15 protein-coding genes are annotated in these 22917 nt (G+C 66.5%); 6 read left to right on the forward strand and 9 right to left on the reverse strand.

What is annotated here, in order from left to right; translation table 11 throughout:
* The first annotated feature begins 6 nt into the window (after window positions 1–6).
* Window positions 7–5100 (forward strand): filamentous hemagglutinin N-terminal domain-containing protein, encoded by a 5094-nt coding sequence (locus METFAM1_RS0118055; protein WP_019916891.1) that lies wholly within the window; start codon window positions 7–9, stop codon window positions 5098–5100.
* A gap of 7 nt (window positions 5101–5107) precedes the next feature.
* Window positions 5108–5398 carry a hypothetical protein gene (locus METFAM1_RS0118060; protein ID WP_019916892.1) on the forward strand — a complete coding sequence of 97 codons (291 nt, stop codon included), beginning with the start codon at window positions 5108–5110 and terminating at the stop codon, window positions 5396–5398.
* Window positions 5399–5457: 59 nt separating this feature from the next.
* On the opposite strand, the gene METFAM1_RS0118065 is transcribed toward METFAM1_RS0118060, so the two are convergent.
* From METFAM1_RS0118065 to METFAM1_RS0118085, 5 genes are all read right to left on the reverse strand, one after another.
* A complete protein-coding gene (locus tag METFAM1_RS0118065; protein WP_019916893.1) occupies window positions 5458–6225 on the reverse strand; it encodes an amidohydrolase family protein in 768 nt (255 codons plus the stop codon).
* 13 nt (window positions 6226–6238) lie between these two features.
* Window positions 6239–6901, reverse strand: coding sequence for a Crp/Fnr family transcriptional regulator (locus METFAM1_RS0118070; protein ID WP_019916894.1), 663 nt, complete (start codon window positions 6899–6901; stop codon window positions 6239–6241).
* Window positions 6898–7656, reverse strand: coding sequence for an exodeoxyribonuclease III (gene xth / locus METFAM1_RS0118075; RefSeq protein ID WP_019916896.1), 759 nt, complete (start codon window positions 7654–7656; stop codon window positions 6898–6900). The genes METFAM1_RS0118070 and xth overlap by 4 nt, the downstream gene beginning before the upstream one ends.
* 103 nt (window positions 7657–7759) lie before the next feature.
* On the reverse strand, window positions 7760–8338 hold the full coding sequence (locus tag METFAM1_RS0118080; protein ID WP_024300825.1) for a DUF4124 domain-containing protein: 579 nt from the start codon (window positions 8336–8338) through the stop codon (window positions 7760–7762).
* A 10-nt stretch (window positions 8339–8348) separates the two neighbouring features.
* Entirely contained in the window at window positions 8349–10403 is a 2055-nt protein-coding gene (locus METFAM1_RS0118085) for a M3 family metallopeptidase (RefSeq protein WP_024300826.1), read from the reverse strand.
* A 172-nt stretch (window positions 10404–10575) separates the two neighbouring features.
* On the opposite strand from METFAM1_RS0118085, the gene METFAM1_RS0118090 reads away from it, so the two are divergent.
* Genes METFAM1_RS0118090 through METFAM1_RS0118105 form a run of 4 tightly spaced genes read left to right on the forward strand, consistent with a single transcriptional unit; the run spans window position 10576 to window position 18046 of the window.
* Window positions 10576–12621 carry a TonB-dependent receptor plug domain-containing protein gene (locus METFAM1_RS0118090; protein WP_232419809.1) on the forward strand — a complete coding sequence of 682 codons (2046 nt, stop codon included), beginning with the start codon at window positions 10576–10578 and terminating at the stop codon, window positions 12619–12621.
* A 13-nt stretch (window positions 12622–12634) separates the two neighbouring features.
* A complete protein-coding gene (locus tag METFAM1_RS0118095; protein ID WP_232419811.1) occupies window positions 12635–13186 on the forward strand; it encodes a YfiR family protein in 552 nt (183 codons plus the stop codon).
* A complete protein-coding gene (locus tag METFAM1_RS0118100) occupies window positions 13183–15972 on the forward strand; it encodes a response regulator (RefSeq protein ID WP_019916902.1) in 2790 nt (929 codons plus the stop codon). Before METFAM1_RS0118095 ends, METFAM1_RS0118100 begins: the two co-directional genes overlap by 4 nt.
* Window positions 15953–18046, forward strand: coding sequence for a putative bifunctional diguanylate cyclase/phosphodiesterase (locus tag METFAM1_RS0118105; protein WP_027490953.1), 2094 nt, complete (start codon window positions 15953–15955; stop codon window positions 18044–18046). The genes METFAM1_RS0118100 and METFAM1_RS0118105 overlap by 20 nt, the downstream gene beginning before the upstream one ends.
* A 16-nt stretch (window positions 18047–18062) precedes the next feature.
* Here METFAM1_RS0118105 and METFAM1_RS0118110 read toward each other — a convergent pair whose 3' ends face one another.
* The 4 genes from METFAM1_RS0118110 to METFAM1_RS0118125 form a co-directional block, all read right to left on the reverse strand.
* The gene (locus METFAM1_RS0118110; RefSeq protein WP_019916904.1) at window positions 18063–18725 is read right to left on the reverse strand and encodes a hypothetical protein; all 663 of its coding nucleotides are present in this window, start codon (window positions 18723–18725) and stop codon (window positions 18063–18065) included.
* Between the two features lie 47 nt (window positions 18726–18772).
* Complete coding sequence (locus METFAM1_RS0118115; RefSeq protein ID WP_019916905.1) at window positions 18773–19804, reverse strand: S1 family peptidase; 1032 nt, start codon at window positions 19802–19804, stop codon at window positions 18773–18775.
* 16 nt (window positions 19805–19820) lie between these two features.
* Window positions 19821–20690, reverse strand: a complete 870-nt coding sequence (locus METFAM1_RS0118120; protein ID WP_019916906.1) for a quinoprotein dehydrogenase-associated putative ABC transporter substrate-binding protein — start codon at window positions 20688–20690, stop codon at window positions 19821–19823.
* 297 nt (window positions 20691–20987) lie between these two features.
* Window positions 20988–22790 (reverse strand): methanol/ethanol family PQQ-dependent dehydrogenase, encoded by a 1803-nt coding sequence (locus METFAM1_RS0118125; protein WP_024300827.1) that lies wholly within the window; start codon window positions 22788–22790, stop codon window positions 20988–20990.
* Window positions 22791–22917 lie beyond the last annotated feature (127 nt).

Consider the following 22917-nt stretch of genomic DNA (forward strand, 5'->3'; position numbering starts at 1 on the left):
GCCCACATGCGTTCGATCCGTCGCAGCCTGTCGGCATGGATGTCCGTCGTCATGCTGGTGGCGTCGCTGCCTGTGCGTGCCGACCTGACGCCGGACGCGACGGCGGCCGCGCATCAGCAGGCGCGCGTCGGGACGGTCGGAGGCGTGTCAGTCGTCGACATCGTGGCCGCCGATGCGCGCGGCACATCGCACAACCGCTGGTCGGCCTTCGATGTGCCGGCGCGTGGCCTGGTGCTGAACAATGCACCGACCGGCGCGACGTCGGCGCTGGCCGGTGCGTTGCCGGGCAACACGAACCTCGGCGGGGTGCCGGCTAGCCTGATCCTCAACGAGGTGACCGGCAATCGCCCGAGCGCGCTGCTGGGGCAGGTCGAGGTGGCGGGGCAGCCGGCGCGCCTGATCATTGCCAATCCGAACGGCATCACCTGTGACGGCTGCGGATTCATCGGCACGCCGCATGTGCAGCTGACGACCGGTCGGCCGGTCTGGGCGGACGAGGCTCTGCGCTTCGACGTGACCGGGGGCCGCATCGACATCGGCAGCAACGGATTGGCCGCACTGGCGGCGCGCATCGACTTGATCGCGCAGACCGTGCGCACGCGCGGCGAGCTGCGCACGACCGGCGACGCAAAGCTGTTCGCCGGCCGGGCCGTGGTCGACAGCATGTCGCTGGTGCCGGACGACCTCGCGGCGTATCCGCAGGGCAGCGATGATTTCATCGCCATCGACATCGGCCAGACCGTCAGCGCCGGCAGCATCCAGCTGATCGCGATGGGCGAGAACATCGGCGTGCGTACCTCCGCGCCGCTGCTCGCAGCCGCCGACATCCTGATTGCGTCGCGCCAGACCGTGCTGCTCGACGGCGCGGTGAACGCCGGGCGGGACGTCGAGTTCTACAACATCGGCGCGATGGACTCGGCACTGTCCGCATCGGTCGAGGCAGGTCGCCATCTGCGCTTTGTCGGCACCAGTCTCGATCTCACGGCGGCCGCGAGCCTGATCGCAGAGGGCGACATCGGTCTGGGCTTCGTTGGCGACAACTCGGACGGCTGGGCGGCGCTGCGCAACGCCGGGCGCATCGAGGCCGGCGGCGCGCTGTCGATGTCAGGTCTCAGGATGGGCTTGAACACGGGCGTCATCCGCTCGGGCGGCACGATGAACGCCGCCGCAGCATCCGTTCGCGTGCCCGACCATCAGCGCCATCTGACCGGCGCTCATTCCAGTCGCGCGATTGATGATGAGCGGGCGCCGGTGCAGATGCTGAACGCCGGCACGATGTCGGCCGGACTCGATCTGTTCGTGAATGCGGCCGACAACGAGGGCGGCTCGCTGGTCGCAGCGCGTGACCTGTTCCTGTGGCAGGAACCGCAGCGGTCCGCCGCGTCCGGTAACGCATCGGCCGGGCGCGACCTCTTCCTGTTCGCGCCGGTGCCTGACGAACATGAGCCGCCGCAGGTGAGCGGACGGCTGTTCCGCGCGGCGAGTGACCTGTACCTGCTCGACGCGCCGGACATCCTGAGCGATCACGAAACGCTGCGCGCGCAATTGCTCGCCGGCACCGCAGACAGGAGCGGGTCGGGCACGGAGGACTATGTCAATCGCGACACGCTGGCGGCCGGCCGGGATCTGCACGTGCTGCTCGACGCGCGTTTCGCCAATGCGTCGGTGATCGAAGCGGGCCGCGATCTGACCATCGTAGCGAAAGAGGTGCGCAACGAAACGCGGGTCGACACGCGTCGTGTCGAGGTCGCCTACGAGTACTTCGACGGCTGCCGCACCGAGTATGCCGGCGTCTGCAGCGCCGATATCGAACAGCCGGCGGCGCCGGCGACCATGGTGGCCGGGCGCGATCTGACGGTCAGCACGCAGCGTTTCGTCAATCGCGGCGCGCGCGTGCTCGCTGGCGGACGCATCGACATCACCGCGCCCGACTTCCTGAACGAAGACAGGCGCTACGGCGCGATCTGGTCATCCCGCTATTCGCTGATCGATCCGGACACTCAGTTCGGCGACGACGGCAGCTGCGGCGATGCCAGTACCGACGTCTGTCTCGACCCGATCGACTGGATGCGCAGCGCATCCGGCAGCGTCGAACTGGGCGTGCTGCCGGGCATCATCCAGGCGGGGGCGGACTTTTCCGTCGGCCAGCCTCCGGATGGCGGGGCCGGCGGAACGCCGGGTGGAGGAACGCTCCCGCCGACTACCCCGGCGCCGTCGGTGGATGGCTCAGTACTCTTGCTGGCTTCGCTCGCCCGGCTGATCGACCAGGGGGCGGGCAGCCACGACAACGTTCCGGCAGCGCTGTCCTCCTTCGTCAATACCGGCAGCATCCACGCCGGCAGCATGGCGGTCCGCGCCGACCACATCCGCAACGGCTTCGACCTCGTCGCGGACTACTACCACCGTACCGCCGAGCTGTCGCTGCCGCCGGCCGCCATCGATGTCGCCGCCTACGGCGCCCACGGCAGCCTTGCCGTGCCACCGGGCGATTACAGCGGTGCTGCACTGATGCGTCTGCTGCTGGCGAACCTCGCCAGCAGCGCGCCGTTCGCGCTGACGCCCGAAGAGGAGGCCGCGGCGCTGCGCAACGCGCTGCTCGCGACCACGCATCGCGGCTGGATACTGCCCGGGCTGAGCTGGGACCCGCTGACCGGTCAATCGCCCGAGGCCCAGCAGCGCACGCTGCTGGCGGCGAACGGCTTTGCGTTCGCCGTCGAGCACGGCATTCCGATGGGGTCGGCGCTCGGCGAGGCGCAGCAGACGCTGCTGAAGTCGCCCATCCTCTGGTACGTCGAGCGCGATGGCGCACTTCGCCCGTGGATCTATCTGCCGGAGGACTGGCAATCCCGGCTTGCGGTGATTCCAGGCGGCCTGCTCGATGCCGATGTCGGCATCGTCATCGTCGGCAATACCGTCGACAACACCGGCTTCGTGCTGTCGGACGGAACGCTGTCGATCACCGCCGACGAACTGCTGAACCGCAAGCGCTCGGCCTATTACTACGAAGAATTCAAGGTCGACGGCGGCACGCTGATCGTCGAAGGCAGCCAGGTGCAGGCCGGCGGCTTCATGCAGGCTGCGCAGTGGGCGCTCGACGTCGACCGCATCCAGTCGCTGTCGGGCGAGTTCCGTCTGCTCGGCGACGGCGCGGAAGACACCGTGCAGCGCAGTGCGGCTTTCGAGGCACAACTGGCCGAAGAACTGGGCAGTCGCTTCGTACGTGATGTGGCGCGCGACGACCTGCACTACCGCTTCGAGAAGGACTTCGGCTTCAGCGACGTGATGGGGCTGGCGACCAGCTTCCTGGTCGCCTCGATGATAGGCATGGACGTGTCCACCTTCATCGGCAGTTTCGCCTCACCCGGCTCGGCCTTTGCGGCGGCCTCCTCGGCGGGGGCGGCCGGTTTCGGCAACACCATGGCCAGCGCCTTCGTGACACAGACGATCTCGTCGTCGGTTGGCCAGATGGTGGCCAGCGGTCGTCTCGACATCGGCAACGCGCTGAACAGCGGCCTGGCTGCCGGCCTCAGTGCCGGATCGGCACAATGGACCGGAACGACCTTCAACGATCCCCTGCAGCGCTACGCCGCACGAGCGCTGACCTCCGGTCTGATCGGCGAGGTGACCGGCAGCAGCTTTGAAGCCGCGCTGCTCTACTCGGCCGTCAATCAGGCCTCAGCCCTGGGTGCAGGCCTGATCGGCGACGGCGTGTTCGGCGAGCACGGCAGCGTCGGCCACCTGCTCGCGCATGGCGCACTGGGCGCGCTCGCCGAAGCCGCGCGCGGCGGCGACCCGATGGCGGGCGCACTGGGCGCAATGACCGCCACGCTGATCGAACGTCCGCTCGATGACGCGCTGGGCCTGAGCGGAACGGCGCAAGGCCATGCGCTGCTGACCGCGCTCAGCATGATGGCGGGCGGAGCGGTTGCCGATGCCGCCGGCGGCGATCCGCTGGCCGGCGCCTTCGCCGCGCAGAACGTGACCCTGTTCAATTTCCTGAAACACCCGGAACAGGACCGCTACGCCAGCGCGAAGAATGCCTGCGGCGGCGATGCCGCCTGCCTGCAAGCGGTCGACGCCGACTTCGGCCAGCTGTCGCAGGCGAACAAGCAGGCGCTGGCCGAAGCGCGCGTCGCGTGCGAAACGACCGGCTACTGCACCGACTACTACCGCCTGATGACCGAAGCCATGCCTCTCGGCCTGGGCGCGCAGCTTCCGGGCGGCATCGACCCCGAGAACCCCTGGCTCGGCGCCCAGCAGAACGCCGAAGCCATCGCCTACAACCTGGCCCTCTACGACCGCCTGATGGCGCGCCCCCTGTCGGCCGAAGTCGTGCGCCAGGACTTCGGCCCCGACCCCGAGGCCTACCAGTTCTCACCGCAGGGCAGCAGCCACTACGTCGGCGCAAACACCGCCCAGAACATCGACAAGGTGGTCGTGCTGTCCGCCGCCGGCGCATCGCTGGTGCTGCCGGGCCCGGAGGACTTGGCCGTCGGCGCGGTGCTGACGACCCAGGCAGGGCAGTTCGTTGCGCGGGTGATTGAGGTGGGTGGGCAGAAGCTGCTGCGGCTAGTCAGTGGATCAACTGTTCCGGTGAGCAAGTCGGGACAGGTGTTGAGCGCTGTAGCGGGCAGGGAGAACAAATATCTCGATGCGCTGACGTCACATCCCGAGGGGCACGCGTTCTCTGTTCATGGGGGCTCTGTAACCGATGGTCAGTTGGCCATTCGCGCACGAACGGGAGTAAAGCCAAATACGGCGGTGGGACCAATCCCACCTCTGTCATCGGCCTTTCACAGTGATGATCTGTTGATCTTCGCGGATCAAGCCATACGGGAAGGGGGCGCGTTGCAGCGGGCGATTGCCAGGCAGCCAGGCCAGACGGTCGTGCGAGTCGACGCAGCCGATGTTGGCGACCTCGGAAGTAACCTCGGGCGTGGTTATGTGCGCATCGGAGCGACCGCAAACAAAGGATCTAACGCCTCAGTCATGGGCCCTGTCCAGAGAGTTGATAACCTGCGCAGCGCGCAAGGCATCTATGAGTTCAACCCAAGCAAACAAGTATGGGAGACGATTACGGTCTACCCTGCTCCGCACTGACGTCAAAATGAAGGACATGAATAGCTTCGAAAACGTTGTGCATATGCTCAGGACAGTGTTCAACGTCGACAGTGGCCTGTCCGAGGACGCTGCGATCAAGATATATCGGCGTACGGCCCAGTCCAGCGGGAAGTTGGAGAGGCTGAGAGAGGAGCTTCGCCATGGCTTCGGCGATCCCGCGGTCTCGTGGCGAAGCCTACTGTCGAATGAAGACTATGAGGTGTTCGATGCTGAAACGGAGGATGAGGCGAGGTCCTATGCTCTGAGAATCTTATGGGAGCCGTTGAAAGGGCTTTAGATGGCCTTGAGCTGAACCGCTGCCGCGGTGCGCGCTGATTTCATCGCCGCGGGTTTGAGTTAGACCGAGGTATAACAGCGAATCGCGTTCCGCCGGAATATCCCATCCGTCTGGACAGCCCGGTTTGTCATCGCGATGTCCGATTCCTCAAACACCCTCGGCGCCCGCGTACACGGCAAATCCGTCCCGAACATCAACGCGTCCGGATTCACCGTATCGATCCGGCGCAGCGCCTCAGCAACGTCGAAGTCACAGCGCCCGAAGCCCGTCGCCTTCACCTTGACGCCGCGCTCGACCAGCCACAGCAGATCGTCGAAGCCTTCGGCGGTGAGTCCGAGGTGATCGATCGACACTTTCGGCAGACGCGCGAGCAGGTCGCGCAGGCCGGCGAGGTGGCGGTTGGCGACATAGAGTTCGACGTGCCAGCCGCACAGTTCATGAACGCGCAACGCCATGCGTTCGAGGTGCGATACGTCTTCGGAGCCGCCGCGCTGCAGGTTGAAGCGCACGGCGCGCACGCCCTTTGAATCGAGGTCGAGGATGACGTCGTCCGGTGTGTCGGCCGGCAGTTGCGTCACGCCGACAAAGCCGGGGCCGAGGCGGGCGAGGGCGGCTAGCAGGTAGGTCTGGTCGAAGCCCTGGAAGCTGCCGGATACGACGGCGCCGCCGGTGATGCCCAGCGGTTTTGCGCGGGCGAGGTAGTCGTCGACGGTGAAGAAATCCGGCGTATAGCCCTGGTTCGGAATGAGCGGAAAACCGGGGGCGATGATGTGCAGGTGGGCGTCGAAAATGCCGCCCTCCACGTCGGGCAGAGCGGTACTGTTCATGTGCGGTGCCGTCCTATTTGCGCTCGGCGGCCAGCGCGCGCAGGCCGGCCGGGTCGAGGATGTCGATCTGGTTGCGGCCGAGCGCGACCAGGCCCTGTTCGGCGAAGCTCTTCAGCAGACGACTGACGATTTCGCGCACGCTGCCCAGTTCGTCGGCCAGTTGCTGGTGCGTCGTGTGCAGGGTCTGACCGTGGCCGAGCAGCAGCGCGGCCAGACGCTGGTCGAGGCGCTGGAAGGCGATGGCTTCGACCAGTTGCATCAGTTCGGCCACGCGCTCGGCGAACAGGCCGAACACGAACTGCCGGAAAGCAGGCTCCGACAGCAGGCGGTCGAACAGCGAGGTCGGCAGCACCAGCAGCTTGACTGCGCTTTCGGCGACGGCGTGCGCGTTGTAGTCGATGTGGCCGAGCAGGCAGGCGCTCGATATGACGCAGGTTTCGCCGGCATGCACGCGGTAGAGCGGAAGTTCGCGGCCGTTGGCCGACGATTTCGCCACCTTCACCTGGCCTTCTAGCACGAAGGGAAAGCCGCCGCAGGGCTGGTGCTCGTCGAAGATGCGGGTGCCGGCCGGCACCTCCATCGCGCGGCCTTCCTTCTCGATCAACGTGCGCGCCTCGGGCGACAGACCGGCGAGCAGCGGATAGATCGCGGTGAGGGCGTCGGTGTGTCCGTTCATGACAGCGTGGCGATGACCGGTGCGTGATCGGACGGGCGTTCCAGCTTGCGCGGTGCCTTGTCGACGACGCAGGCAGTGCAGCGTGCGGCCAGCGGCGCCGACAGCAGGATGTGGTCGATGCGCAGGCCGAAATTGCGGCGGAAGGCGCCGGCGCGGTAGTCCCACCATGACCAGGTCTTCTCCGGCTGCTCGAACAGCCGGAAGGCGTCGGTCAGACCGAGTGCGACCAGGCCGGCGAAGGCGGCGCGTTCCGGCGGCGATACATGGATTTCGTCCTTCCAGTCCGGGTGCGCGTCGCGCGGCTCGGGCGCGATGTTGTAGTCGCCGAGCAGCGCCAGCTGCGGGTGGCGGGCGAGTTCGTCGCGCAGCCAGTCGGTCAGCGCGACCAGCCAGCGCATCTTGTATTCGAACTTTTCCGAGCCGACCGCCTGGCCGTTCGGAAAATAGGTGCACACGATGCGTACGCCATCGACCGTGGCGGCGATGACGCGCTTCTGTTCGTCGTCGAAGCCGGGGATGCCGATCTGCACGTCCTCGGCCGGCTGCTTGGACAGGATGGCCACACCGTTATAGGTTTTCTGGCCGCTGATCGCGCTGTGGTAACCGGCCGCCTCGAGTTCGGCGCGTGGGTAGTTCGCGTCTTCGGTCTTGGTTTCCTGCAGACAGACCACGTCGGGCTGCTCGGCGGCGAGCCAGTCGATCAGGTGAGGCAGGCGGACTTTCAGCGAATTGACGTTCCAGCAGGCAATCTTCATCGGTATCGGTGTCGCGGGCAGACGGTGAGCGGGCGAGGCCTCGCAGGGCCGCCGCATTGTCCCATCTGCGCCGGGCACTGAACAGTTGCGCCAGGCGGGCGCTTCAACGCGGCGCGGGCGGCTCCACGGTCTGGCCGTTGCCCTCGGCGGCAGCACCCTCCGGCGCTTCGGGCGCCGCGGCGGCCGGCTTCGGTGCCTGCGGCTTGGCACTGCCTTTTGCCGGGTAGCCGGCGCGGTCGAGCAGGCGCGTCCAGGCGTCGGCGCTGAAGCCCATCAGCTGGTCGGCGCCGGCGGCGATGGCGGGCACGCGGGCTTCCTTCACCTTGAAGCGGGCGGCGAAGGCTTGCTTCTGCTCTTCGGTGGTGATGCGCTGTTCGCTGTAGGCGATGCCGCGGTTCTTCAGCAGCGCCTGCGCCGATTCGCACAGCGTGTCGCACTCGTTGCCGAGCCAGACGGTGACCGGCGCATTTTTCATCGCCTCGCGTTCGGCATAGCTCAGCCCCTGTTCGACCACGCTGGGCTGCAGCTTCTTCTCGGTCGCTGCGCGCGCGTCGGCCGGCGGCGGGGTGTCCGAGTAGTGGGTGCGGCCCTGGGCGTCCTTCCACTTGTAGGTCTGGGCCAGGGCCGGCGCGGCGCATAAGGCGCCGGCGATGGTCACGCAGATCAGTCTGCGCAGCGTCATCATCTTCTCCTCAGGCCGCGGCCACCATGCCGCTGTGACGCAGCAGCGCGTCGGGTTTGGGTTCGCGGCCGCGGAAGGCCTTGAACGATTCCAGCGCCGGGCGCGAACCGCCGACGGCGAGGATCTCGTCCCAGAAGCGGCGGCCGGTGGCGGTGTCGAGCACGGTGCCGGCGACGCTGCGCGCCTCCTCGAACGCTTCGAAGGCGTCGGCCGACAGCACTTCGGCCCACTTGTAGCTGTAGTAGCCGGCCGCATAGCCGCCGGCGAAGATGTGGCTGAAGCTGTTGGCGAAGCGGTTCCACTCGGGCGGGCGCACCACGGCCACCTCGTCGCGCACTTCGGCGAGCAGCTGCAGCAGGGTCTTGTCGCCGCCGGGCACGAAGTCGTGGTGCAGGCGCAGGTCGAACAGCGAGAACTCGATCTGGCGCAGCGTCTGCATGCCGCTCTGGAAATTCTTGGCGGCGATCATCTTGTCGTACAGCGCGCGCGGCAGCGGCTCGCCGCTGTCGACGTGGGCGGTCATGCCCGAGAGCACGTCCCATTCCCAGCAGAAGTTCTCCATGAACTGGCTGGGCAGCTCGACCGCATCCCACTCGACGCCGTGAATGCCGGACACCGGCAGGTCGTCGACGCGGGTGAGCAGGTGGTGCAGGCCGTGGCCGCTTTCGTGGAACAGCGTGATCACGTCGTCATGAGTGAAGGTGGCGGGCTTGCCACCGACCGGCGACGGGAAGTTGCAGTTCAGGTATGCGACCGGCGTCTGCACGCCGCCGCTGACCGTGCGACGGGTGATTGCCTCGTCCATCCAGGCGCCGCCGCGCTTGGTGTCGCGTGCATAGAGGTCGAGGTAGAACTGGCCGACCAGTTCACCGCCGGCACGCTCGATGCGGAAGAAGCGCACGTCCGGGTGCCACACCGGCGCGCTGTCCGACTTGATGGTGACGCCATAGAGCCCCTCGACCACGCGGAACAGGCCCTCCAGCACCTTGTGCTCGGGGAAGTACTGTTTCACCTCCTGTTCGGAGAAGTCGTAGCGCTGAACGCGCAGCTTTTCCGACACCCAGGTCATGTCCCAGGGTTGCAGCTCGTCGAGACCGAATTCGTTGCGGGCGAAGGCGCGCAACTCATCCAGGTCACGTTGCGCGTGCGGACGGGCGCGGCCGGCGAGGTCGCGCAGGAAGTCCATTACCTGTTCCGGCGTGTCGGCCATCTTCGGCACCAGCGACAGTTCGGCGAAGCTGGCGAAGCCCAGCATCTTCGATTCCTCGGCGCGCAGCGTGAGGATGCGCGCGATCAGCGGCGTGTTGTCGCGCTCCGCCTCGCCGAACTCGGAGGCGCGGGTGGCGTAGGCGCGGTACATGCGGGCGCGCAGTTCGCGGTTGTCGGCGTACTGCATGACCGGCAGGTAGGACGGCATGTGCAGCGTGAACTTCCAGCCATCGCGCTCGTCGCGCTGGGCCGCTTCGCGGGCCGCCTCGATGCTGTCCTCGGGCAGGCCGGCCAGCAGCGCTTCGTCGGTGATGTATTCGGCGAAGGCGTTGGTGGCGTCGAGCAGGTTCTCGCTGAACTTGGCCGACAGCGCGGCCAGCTCTTCCTGGATTTCCTTGAAGCGCGGCTTTTGATCTTCGGCGAGCTCGGCGCCGGACAGGCGGAAATCGCGCACCTCGTTGTCGAGGATGCGCTGGCGCGCCGGCGACAGCTTCGCGTACTCAGCGGATTCGCGCAGCGCCTTGTACTTGGCGAACAGCGCGAGGTTCTGGCCGAGCGCGCTGTAGAAGCGGGTGATGTCGGGCAGTGTCGCGTTGTAGGCCTCGCGCCACGCCGGCACGTCATTGACGCCGTGCAGGTGACCGACGACGCCCCAGGCGCGGTTCACCTGTTCGCCCATGTCGGTGATCGGCGCCGCGAAGCTGTCCCAGGTCGGCTGCTCAGGGCGCGCGGTCAGGTCGTCGATCAGCGCCTGATAGCGCTTGAGCAGTTCGCTGATGGCCGGCGCCACGTGTTCGGGCTGCACCGCATCGAAGCGGGGCAGGGCGGAAAAATCGAGCAATGGATTCGTGGTCATGGTGTGCGGACGGTTCGGTACGGGTTGACACGTGCGGCGGTCGCGCGCGGATTTCAATGGGGATTCTAGCCCGCTCTGCGCGCCGCTCACTCAAGTTGGGCATTTCCATGCCGAAAGCAGATGAAGAATAAAGCCGCGTCCGGAGACGGGGCCGCAAACAGAAGCCCTAGCCATGAAAAGACACCGTCCGACGCGAGTTGATTCCCTGCGCGTGCGCGCCTGCGTGCTCGTGCTGTGCTGCGCGTCGTCGGTGGCTGCCGCGGATGACGAGAGCGCCGACCTGGCCGGGCTGGCGCTGGAAGACCTGCTGCAGATCAAGGTCACCACCGCCGCCCGCAAGCCGCAGTCCTTGCGCAGCACGCCAGCGGCCGTATTCGTCATCTCCCGCGAGGACATCGAGCGCTCCGGTGCAGCATCGGTGCCGGAGGCGCTGCAGATGGCGCCGGGCGTGCAGGTCGGGCGCATTTCCTCCGGTAGCTGGGCGATTTCGCTGCGCGGTGCCAACAGCCGTTTCGCCGACAAGCTGCAGGTGCTGGTCGATGGCCGCAGCGTCTATACGCCGCTGTTCTCAGGCACCGTGTGGGAAGACCGCGAACTGATGCTGGAGGACGTCGAACGCATCGAAGTGGTGCGTGGGCCGGGCGGCGCGCTGTGGGGCAGCAATGCGATGAATGGCGTCATCAACATCATCACCCGCCGCGCGCAGGACACGCAGGGCACGCTGGTCAGCGCCGCGGCGGGCACGGAACAGCGCGGCTGGCTCGCCGTGCGTCACGGCTTCAGCGTCGGCGACAGCCACAGCGGACGCATCTGGGCCAAGCGCCGCCTGAGCGATGCCAGCGACCGACCGGATGGCGCGGCCGGCTACGACGACGGACGCAACACCGCCGGCGGCCTGCTCTGGGAAAGCCGGCTTGGTGGCGGGCACATCTTCACGCTGCAGGCCGGGGCGAGCAGCACGCGGCATGGCGAGGAACTCGATCTGACGCGTTACACCTTCGGCGGTGCGCCGATACCGGGCCGTCTCGATTCGCAGGAAAACCATCTGCTGATGCGTTACGCCGGCATCGCCGACAGCGGTGCCGACTACTCGTTGCAGGTGTCCTACGCGCACTCGAGCTTTGCCGTCGACAACGCGGTCGGCCCGATCGACGACGCGCGGAATACGCTGGACATCGACTTCCAGCGACGCGAGCCGCGGGGCGGTCGTCATGACGTGATCTGGGGCGCCAGCTATCGCCATACCTCGGACCAGCTGAACGTGCAGCTGATCGGCGGTTTCATCCGGCCGCCGAGCCGCAGCACCACCTGGACCAGCGTGTTCGTGCAGGACGACATCACGCTGTTGCCGGAGCGTTTGCACCTGGTGCTCGGCGCCCGCGTCGAGGAGAGCAATCTGGACAAACCGGAAGTGCAGCCGACCGCACGCCTGATATTCACGCCGGACGGCTCGCACAGCGTCTGGGCGGCGGCGTCGCGCACCACGCGCCAGCCGTCGCGTGCGCTGCGCGACTTCAACGCCGACCTCGGCCCCTTCCCGCAGCCGCCGCTGGCCGGCGGCTTCCGCATCCGCAGCGCTGGCGGGGGCCGCGACATGCGCAGCGAAACCGCCACTTCGCTGGAGCTCGGTTACCGCTACCGCAGCGGTCCGCTGACCGTGGATGTCGCCGCCTTCGCGACGCGTTACCGCCATCAGGCCGAGTACGTCAATGTGTTCAATGGCGTGGTCGCGTTGCCGGCCCCGACCCTGCTCGCCGAGTTCGAAGTGCGCGCCAGCGACGACAGTCGCGCGCACGGTCTCGAACTGGCTGCGGACTATCGCCCGCGCACCGACTGGTCGCTGCACGGCGCCTACACCTACACCGACTCGACGGCGCTGGACCGCACCTTTCGCGCCGACATTCCGCTGACCAACTTCTTCATCTACTCCGCCGATGCGCGACACCGCCTTTCGCTGCGTTCGCTGTGGAACCTGACGCCGCGCCTGAAGTTCGACGCCTGGCTGCGCCACACCAGCCGGGTCGAGCCGGCAGACATTCCTTCGCTCACCGGTCTTGACCTGCGTCTGGCGTGGACGCCGCGAAGCGGCCTCGAACTGTCGCTGGTCGGACAGAACCTGCTGCACGCGCGCCGCGTGCACTACGCGGCGGACACGCTGCCGTCCTCTTCACTGGCGATCGAACGCGGCGCCTACGTGAAGGCGGTCTGGTCCTTCTGACATGACGCCTCGCGTGCGCACCCGGGCTCTGCGCTGCCTGCGTTCGGTGAGTGCCGTCGGGGCACTGCTGTGTGCGCTGTCCGGCCAGGCGCAACCGCATATGCCGGAGGAGCAGCTGAAGGCCGCCTTCGTATTCAACTTCGCCAAGTACATCGAATGGCCGGCCGAGGAAGGCACGCTGGCGCAGATCGTTGCCTGCGTGATCGGCGATGCCGGCGCGATCGGCGACGCGCTGAGCGCCTTCCACGGACGGGCCGTCGCCGGCCGCACCTTCCAGGTGAGACGCCATGTGCAGCCCGAGGAGGTCGATCGTTGCCACATCGCGGTGCTGAGCGACAGCAGCGATCGACGGGTGGTGGCCGTGCTGAAACAGGTGCCGGCGCAGGCGGTGCTCACGGTCAGCGACGCCGACGGTTTCGTCGATGGCGGCGGCATGATAGGCATCGTGCGCAGCGGCGACCGCCTGCAGTTCGACATCAATCAGGCAGCGTTGCAAAGGGCCAATCTGAAAGCCAGTTCGCAGTTGCTCAAGCTGGCGCGCAATCTCGGAGGACGGCCCCGATGAAGCGGCTGCGCCTGTTCGCCGAGCCGCCCGACCTGCCGCTGCGCGCCCGGTTGCGCCGCGTGCTGCTGCTGTCGCTGGCGACCGGGCTGGTGATCAATTTCGTGCTGACCTCGCTCAACGGCCTGATCGGCGAACGCGAGCGACTGGTCGATCAGCTCGATGCGACCGCGCGCATCATTGGTGCGAACAGCGCGTCGGCACTCGCCTTCAGCGACCCGGACGCGGCGCGCGGCACGCTGTCCGCGGTGTCCAGCGTGACTGCCGTGACGCGCGCCTGGATACAGCTGAACGACGGCGTGCCTTTCGCCGCCTTCCCGCCCTCCGCACCGCCGCCGCTGCCGGGGCAGCAGATCGAAGAGATGACGGTGATCGGTGCGCTGTGGTCGCCCCGGCTGCTGTTCGCGCGGCCGCTGGTCGATGACGATCAGCGTCTGGGCGTCATCGTGCTTGAGGCCGATCTGCTGCCGCTGTGGAGCCGGGTCGCCACCACCATGCTGATCAATGGCATCGCCACGGCGCTGTCCTTCCTGCTCGCCTACCGGCTGTCGGCCGGCATGCAGCGGCGGGTGACCGACCCGGTGCAGGCTTTGATCGCGTCGGCGCGTCGAGTGGTCGACGAGCGTCGCTACGACGTGGCGGTGCCGCGCCTGGCCAATGACGAGATCGGCCAGCTGACCGATCGCTTCAACGAAATGCTGCACGAGATCGCGCTGCGCGACGCCGAACTGCGTGGCCATCGCGACCGTCTGGAAAGCGAGGTCGAAGCGCGCACCAGCGAGCTGCGGGTGGCGAAGGAACAGGCCGAGGCGGCGAACGAGGCGAAGAGCCGCTTCCTCGCCAACATGAGCCACGAAATCCGCACGCCGATGAACGGTGTCATCGGCATGGCCGGTCTGCTCGAACGCACCCGGCTCGACGACCGTCAGCGGCGCTATGTCGAAGGTATCGCCGGCTCGGCCGAATCACTGCTGCGCGTGATCAACGACGTGCTCGACTTCTCCAAGATCGAGGCGGGCAAGCTGACGCTGGAAAAGGTCGTGTTCTTTCCGCGCCAGGTGGTCGAGGATGTCGTCATGCTGTTCGCCGACAGCGCACGGACACGTGGCATCGAGCTGTCGCTGCGCATCGATCCGACGCTGCCGCGGGCGCTGATCGGCGATCCGCACCGGCTGCGTCAGGTGCTGGTGAACCTGGTGTCGAACGCGGTGAAGTTCACCGCCAGCGGCGAGGTGCTGGTCGATGTATCGACCACCGGCGCCGACCAGCAGGCACGGCCCGGTCGTGCCGTGCTTCATGTCGATGTGATCGATACCGGCGCTGGCATTCCGGCGGTGGCCGAAGCGGACATCTTCGAGGCCTTCTCGCAGGGCGACAGTTCGACCACCCGCCAGTACGGGGGCACCGGTCTCGGGCTGGCGATCACGCGCGAACTGATCCTGCTGCAGAAGGGGGCCATCGGCTTCTGCAGCGTGCCGCGCTACGGCACGCGATTCTGGTTCGTGCTGCCGTTCGACATCGCCAGCGTGCGCTCGTCGTCGCCGCTGCCGCCGAGCACGGTGCGCCGGGTGCTCGTCGTCGATCCGGTGCCGCGCGCTGCGCGGACGCTGGCGGACATGCTCGACGAACTGGGTGTCGAGCACGCGCGCTGTTCCGATGCACAGGGTGCGATGGCGGCGCTGATGCACGCGTACTTCTGCGGCCTGCCGTTCGACGCGGTGCTGTGTGCGCAGAAGCTTCCGGACGGCGATGCGTCCGCGCTGGCCAGCGTACTTGCGCAGCGCCTGGCCGAGCCGCCGCTGTTCGTCTGCGTGCAGGGCTTCGCCGATCCCGAGGTCGTTGAACCGCCGATGGCCACGCTGCGCAAGCCGGTGCTGCGCGGTGAGCTGCAGTCCGTCCTGGGCGGCGACACGCCGCCGCGCCATGTTTCGGCCGATCTCGCCCCAGCGGTCGCCGCGCCGGATGCACGGCCGGTTTCCGTATTGCTGGTGGATGACCATCCGGTCAATCGCGAGATATCGGTCGAGATGCTGCGCGAACTTGGCTACCGCGTAAGCACCGCGGACAACGGCGTCGAGGCGTGCGAAGCGGTCGAGCGGACCGCGTTCGACCTGGTGCTGATGGATTGCCAGATGCCGGTCATGGACGGCTTCCAGGCGACGCGGCGTATCCGCGAATTCGAACAGGACGCCGGACGCACCCCGGTGCCCATCGTCGCGCTGACGGCCAATGCCTTGCGCGGCGACCGCGAGCGCTGTATCGAGGCTGGCATGAACGATTATCTGCCCAAGCCGCTGCCGCTGCGCGAACTGAACAGGATGGTGGAGCGCTATGTTCGCAAGGAGGGCGTGGCCGATGCGACGCCGATGGCCGGCGCGATGGCGGCGACCCTGATCGACGAAGTACAGTTATTCAGTGTGCCCGGCATGCGCAGCAATGGTTCGGGGCTGATGACACGCATGACTGCGTTGTTCCGTCGTGAGTCGTCGATCAGCCTGGCGGCGATGCAGACGGCCGCGGCGAGCGGCGACGCACCGGCGCTGCGGGCGGCGGCACATCGGCTCAAGAGCTCGAGCGGCGCGCTCGGGGCGCGCCTGGTCTATGAGAGGGCGCGCGAGATCGAGAACGCGGCGCGCACCGGCCGCGTCGAGTTCGACGATGTGGCACAGCGCACATTCGAGCAGATTCTGCTGCAGACTTGCAGCGCTCTGGAATATTTGATGACGACGCAGGGCGCTGCATGCGCGCCGGATTCGACGGGAGCCGACAGTGATATTGCTGGTCGATGACGATGTGATGGTCCGCCTGATGGCGGCCGAGGCGCTGATTGCCTCGGGATTCGAGGTGATGGAAGCGGCGGACGGTGAACAGGCGCTCGAACTGTTCGACCGCCACGAGTTTTCGCTGGTGCTGCTCGACGTGAGTCTGGGCGGCATCGACGGTTTCGAGGTGTGCCGACAGATGCGCGAGCGGCCGCACGGGCGCTCGCTGCCCATCATCATGCTCACCGGCATGGACGACACGCACTCGATCGACAGCGCCTACTCGCTGGGCGCCACCGATTTCGTCACCAAGCCCCTGAACTGGACCCTGCTCGTCTATCGCGTGCGCTACGCCTTGCGTGCGGCCCACACCGTGGCCGACCTCGAAACGTCGGAGCGCCGGCTGGCAGTCGCGCAGCGCGTCGCCAGACTGGGCGGCTGGCTGTGGCATGTCGACCAGGATCGCTGCGAGCGCAGCCGGATCTGCCTCGACCTGTGGGGCGACACGCCCAGTTCGCTGCACGAGGTGCCCTTCGGTCTGCTGTCGCGCGTGCTCAGCCCGGACCGTCAGCATCTGCGGGAAGCGATGGAACGCGCCCGCGAGGGCGAGCCCTACCAGATGAGTTTCCGCGTGCAGCGCGACGAGGGCACCGTGGTGACGCTGTACGAGCAGGCGCTGCCGGTGCGCGACGAGTTCGGCCGCGTGGTGCGCATCGAGGGCGTCACGCAGGACGTGACCGAGCGCGAACAGGCGCAGCGGCGCATCCGCTTCCTCGCCTATCACGACAGCCTGACCGGGCTGGCCAACCGCCAGATGTTCCGCGAAATGCTGGACCACACGCTGGCGCGCTCGCAGCGCACCGGCTCGCGCTGCGCGCTGCTCTACCTCGATCTCGATCGTCTGAAGCGCATCAACGACAGCTACGGTCACACGCTGGGCGACCAGATACTGCGCGAGGTGGCGAGCCGGCTGCTCGCGTCCATCCGCTCCGCCGATCTGGTGGCGCACGACGATTCGCTGCACGAAGAGGTGGTGGCGCGGCTGGGCGGCGACGAATTCACCGTGCTGCTGACCGACCTGTCGCGCGCCGAGGACGCGGCGCGCGTGGCGGCGCGCATCTGTGCCGAACTGGGGCGGCCACTGCAGGTGGCCCACGTCGAACTGGTGGTGACCGCGTCGATCGGCATCGCCATCTTCCCGGACAACGGTGCCGACCCGGAAACGCTGCTGCGTCACGCCGACATGGCGATGTACGCGGCCAAGCAGCGCGGGCGCAACACCTACGAATTCTTCACCGAGGCGATGCAGCAGCAGGCGGTCGAGCGGCTTTCGCTGGAGCAGGATCTTGCGCGCGCACTGGAAAGCGGCCAGTTCTCGCTGCATTATCAGCCGCAGGTCGACGCCGGCAGCGGCCGCATCGTGTCGGCCGAGGCACTGCTGCGTTGGGAACATCCGCAACGCGGCATGGTGTCGCCGGTGCAGTTCATTCCGGTGGCCGAGGAAACCGGCCTCATCGTGCCGCTCGGCGAGTGGGTGGTGCTGACCGCCTGCCGCCAGATGGCGGAGTGGCGTCAGGCCGGCTTGCCGGTGGTGCCCGTCGCGGTGAATCTGTCGGCGCACAACTTCCGTTCGGATTCGCTGCTCACGTCGATCGCGCACGCGCTGGAATCGACCGGCCTGCCGTCGAGCTATCTGCACGTCGAGCTGACCGAGAGCGCCGTGATGCAGGAGCCCGCTGCGGCGATGAAGACGCTGGGCGCGCTGAAGGCGATCGGTCTGAAGCTGTCGATCGACGACTTCGGTACCGGCTACTCGTCGCTGTCCACGCTGAAGCAGTTTCCGATCGACCTGCTGAAGATCGACCGCAGCTTCGTCCGCGATCTGCCGGAAGACGGCAGCAGCGCGTCCATCGTCGAAGCCATTCTTGCGCTGGCGAATGCGCTCGGTCTGGGCGTTGTGGCCGAGGGGGTGGAAACGGCTGCACAGCGCGACTTCCTGTGCAGCCGGCGCTGCGGCCTGATGCAGGGCTACCTGTTCTCGAAGCCGCTGCCGGCCGACGGGTTTGCCCAGCTGCTCGGGGCGGTGCCGCGCTACGCCTGAGCGGCACCTGTCAGGCTCAGCCCTTGCTGCCGGCCAGCACCATGTCTTCCTCGATCAGGACGTTGTTGCCATCCGGCACCACGGTGTCCACGCGGTAGATGCCGCCCGGTACGGCGTCGGACAGCACGAAGATATAGGTCTTGCCGAGGTATTTCGGAAACTTCTGCTTGTTCGGATCGTCGCGGTAAGGCGTGATGCGATATTCCTTCGCGTCCACCGTCTTGCCGCCGAAGCTCACCTTGACCGGCGTGGCCTTCGGTCCTTCGGCCAGTGCCAGGCGGATGCGCTTGCGGAAGTAGTTCGACTTGCCGCCGGTCAGGCGTTCCATTTCGCGGATGTCGCGTTCGAGGAAGCACATCAGGGCCGGATTGCTCTGGGCTGCGTCGATTTCCGGGATTTCGGTCTTGCGTACGCCGCTCAGACAGCTGGTGCTTACCTTGCGGGCGCCTTTTTCCTCGCTGACGCGTACTTCGACGGTGTCCTGGAATGCGGCCTCCTGGCTGCCGCTGCGCTTGAACGAATAGCTGAGCGTGGCCGGAGCTTTCACCGCCGACATCTGGTCGTTCATGAACAACTGCTTCTCGGCTTCGGTGATTTCCTGGCTCGGCTCTGCGTGAGCGATGCCGATCGATGCGAACAGCGCGAACAGCAGGGCGGGAAGGGTGGGGCGGAACTTCATGGTGACTCCTCGTGATTGCCGGGTCTGTGCCCGTTCTGGGGGTGAATTCAGCAAGCTGTTGACGCGCCGCCGGCGCAGGCGTTGACACGCGCGTCGAGCGCCTCGACGGCGGTCGGCGCGATGCGCTCGAGGCGGGCACGCGCACTGGCATAGGCGGCCTGATCATTCGTCCGGTACTGCGCCAGTGCGAGGTCGCTGATGAAAACGGGATTGTTGCTTTCGAGTGCGTCGGCGCGCGCGAACGCGGCCGTCGCGTCGATGCCGCGCCCGGCCTGTGCCCGGCCGAGCGCGTGCCAGGCCGAGGCATTGCGCTGATCGACGGCGATCAGGTCGCGCGCCAGGCGTTCCAGGTCGGCCCAACGGCCTTCCGCCTCCAGGCGCAGCGTCTGCAGGAAGGGCGGCAGTGCCGGTTCCGGGGCATCCCAGAACGGGCGGCCGTCGAGTGGCGCGACCTCAGGTCCGGGCGGCAGCTTCAGCGCCTCGGCGATCCATGCAACCGGCACGGAAAACTGATTGTCGGTGCCGGCGCGGAACTTGAACGTCATCAGGCCTACCAGGCGGCCGTCGCGGTCGAACATGCCACCGCCGCTGGCGCCCGACGTGAACGGAGTGGTGCTCTGAATGACCTGCGCACCGTCGTGCGCATGCAGACGCAATACCGTTCCGTTGCTGACGCGCGGTGCCGCGCCGAGGATGTAGCCCAGCGCCACCAGTTCCTCGCCCGGCTTGAGCGGCGTTTCACGCAGCGGTACCGGCGGTACCTGCGCAGCACCGGGCACGTCGAGCAGGCACAGGTCGCGCGCGACCATCGCCCGCTGGCTGCTCACCTGCATGCGTTCACCGTTGGACACCACGCGCAGCGTGCTTGCCCGGGCGGTGACGTGACAAGCGGTGGCGATGACGCCCGGCGCCACCGCCACGCCGGTGCCGACACCCACGTTACCGCGGGCATCGGACGCTTCCACCTTCAGTACGCTGGGGCGCAGGCTGATCAGCGCCGCGATGTCCCGCTGGTCCAGCGCGCTGGCCAGCGACGGCAAGGCGGTGAGCAGCAGGGTCGCGGTCAGCCGGACGTGCATCGACACGAGGCGGGTCTCAGCGATCCGCCGCGGTGTGGCTGGCCTGCGATTCGTCGATCAGCGGCACACCGTAGGAGGTCAGGATGGCCTGGATGCCCGGCAGGTTGCGCTGGACGGCTTCGTCGATCTTGTTCTTCCAGTCCTTCTCGCCGTAACGCACCGCCATCGTGATCGCGTAGTCGAACTTGACGTTGTTCTCCGGCGGAAAGCCGACAGTGACCAGATCAGTCGCGCCGGAATTCTTCGCGAAGTAGCCGGCGATCGGACCCCAGGCCATCGCGACGTCCAGCTTGTCGGCGACCAGATCCTTCTCGACGATTTCGCCCGGGTAGGCGCCCGGGTCGCCGGACTGGCGCTGGTAGGAGATGGCCTGGTCGAACAGCTTGTTGCGCAGCAGCCAGTCCACCGGCGGCGTCTGCGAGAACACGCCGAACTTCAGCTTGGACAGTTTTTCAGGCGGCAGCTTGAGCAGGTCGTCCGGCACCTTCACGTCGTCCAGACCGCGCCCCTTCTTGAACACCATCGCGTAGGTCGAGCGGTAGTAGGGCTTGATCGTGGCGCCCATGTCGAAACCGACCGGGACGCCGACGATGAGGTCGCACTTGTACTTGCCCGGAATCTTCTCGTGCTTGGCGCGCAGCGTCATGCGCACGAAGCCCATGCGGTGCGGGAAGTAGGCGTACTCGAGGCTGTAGCCGAGATCCTTGGCTAGGAGCTCGGCAATCTTGTTCTCGTAACCTTCGCCCTTGTCGTTCGACAGGGGCAGGTTGTTCGGGTCGGCGCAGACGCGCAGCACCTTGTCGTCGCCAGTTTCGGCAGAAGCGAGCGGCGCGGCGAGTGCGGTGGCGGCGGCCAGGGCGAGGGCAGCGGACAGTCGATACTTCATCTTGGGGTCTCTCCTCCGTGTCTATATGGCGTGATGTCTTTTTTATCGAAGGGGTGGCTGACGCCAATCCTTCAAGGTGACAGTCTGACATCGACCGAGGGGATTTTGTTTTGTGAATTCCGGTGATTTGTTCCACGCGCGCGATGCGCGGGGCGCACTCACGAGCGGCGGCGGCAGGCCGGTTCGCCCGGTTCATGTGCCATCCGGGCAAAAAAACTGGCACCTGCGTTACCGCGAGGTGCCAGTTCAGGGTCAGACGGGAGAGCGCCTCAGACGCCCTCCTTGTGCTGTGCCAGATTACGGCAGTGCGAACACCGTCATCGTGCCACCCAGTTCGGTGTAGCTCGCCAGTTCGGCGTAGCCACCCACGGCGCCCAGACCATCGGTCGGCTTCTCGAGACCGGCTGCCAGACCGATACCGGCCCAGCCACCAATACCCGACAGGATGCCGATGTACTGCTTGCCCTTGTATTCCCAGGTGTTGACGTTGCCGATGATGCCGGACGGCGTCTTGAACTTGAACAGTTCCTTGTTGATGTCGTCAGCATCGACGCACTTGAGGTAGCCCTCGAGCGTGCCGTAGCAGGCGATGCCACCGGCCGTGACCAGAGCACCCGACCACACCGAGAACTTCTCCGGCTTGGACTGGACGATCTTGCCCTTGCCGGCGTCCCAGGTGATGAAGTTGCCCATGCCGCCGTGGCTGCCCGGGGCCGGGAACATCGACAGGGTGGCGCCGACGTACGGCTGGCCAGCGGTGTACTCAACGCGGAACGGCTCGTAGTCCATGCAGACGTGGTTGGTCGGCACGTAGAACAGGCCATTCTTCGGGCTGAACGCAGCGGGTTGCTGGTCCTTGGTACCCAGAGCGGCCGGGCAGACGCCCTTCGTGTTCACGTCTTCACCGTTCTGACGGGTGGAGTACTTGGCCACGACTTGCGGACGGCCGGTGTTCATGTCGACGTGGGTCGCCCAGTTCACCTTCGGATCGTACTTCTCGGCCACCAGCAGTTCGCCGGACACGCGGTCCATCGTGTAGGCGAAGCCGTTACGGTCGAAGTGCACCGCAACCTTGCGCTTCTTGCCCTTCACATCCACGTCAGCCAGGATGACTTCGTTGATGCCGTCGAAGTCCCACTCGTCGTGCGGGGTCATCTGGTAAACCCAGCGAGCCTTGCCGGTATCGACATCACGCGCCCACAGGGTCATCGACCACTTGTTGTCGCCCGGACGCTGCGACGGGTTCCAGGTCGAGGGGTTGCCCGAACCGTAGTACATCAGGTTCTCTTGCGGGTCGTACGAGTACCAGCCCCAGGTCGTGCCGCCACCGATCTTCCACTGGTCGCCCTGCCAGGTCTTCAGCGACGAATCCTTGCCCACCGGCGCCATCTTGCCGTTGGTCCAGGTCATGGTCTTTTCCGGATCCATCAGCATTTCTGCGTCGGGGCCCGTGCTGTAGCCCTTCCACACCTGCTTGCCGGTGTTGATGTCGTAGGCAGCGACGTAGCCGCGGATACCGAATTCACCGCCGGAGATACCGGTGATGACCTTATCCTTGAACACGTGCGGGGCGTTGGTGTTGGTGCCGCCGACCTTCGGGTCGCCGTTCTTGACTTCCCACAGCTTCTTGCCCGACTTGGCATCGAGTGCGACCAGCATGGTGTCTGCCTGCTGCAGGAACACCTTGCCTTCGGCGTAGGCGAGACCACGGTTCACCGTGTCGCAGCACATCACCGGGATCACGGACGGATCCTGCTTCGGCTCATACTTCCACTTGATCTTCTGGGTTTCCAGATCGATTGCGAAAACCTTGTTGGGGAAGGGGGAGTGCACGAACAGGGTGTCGCCGATCACCAGCGGGCCGCCTTCGTGACCGCGCAGAACGCCGGTCGAGAAGGTCCAGGCCACCTTCATGTTCTTGACGTTGCTCTTATTGATCTGGTTCAGCGTGCTGTAGCGCTGGTTCTCAAAGTTGCCAGCTTGCATTGCCCAGTTTTTCGGGTCTTTGATCAGCTTGGCGACGTCAGCGTTAGCGAGCGCAGTGCCCGGGATGGCCAGTGCGGCGACCCACAGGGGCAGTTGTTTCATCTTGCTAGACATAGGCTCCTCCTCATTGCTACCAAAATGTGACCGGACCCCATGTCGAAGGCTCCGGCCGCTGTTGCCCTGCGACGCCCATAAGTGCCCCCGGGCGTCGAGGTAATGAAGATATAGCACACGATTTTTG

The organism is Methyloversatilis discipulorum, from assembly GCF_000527135.1.
Lineage (GTDB): Bacteria > Pseudomonadota > Gammaproteobacteria > Burkholderiales > Rhodocyclaceae > Methyloversatilis > Methyloversatilis discipulorum.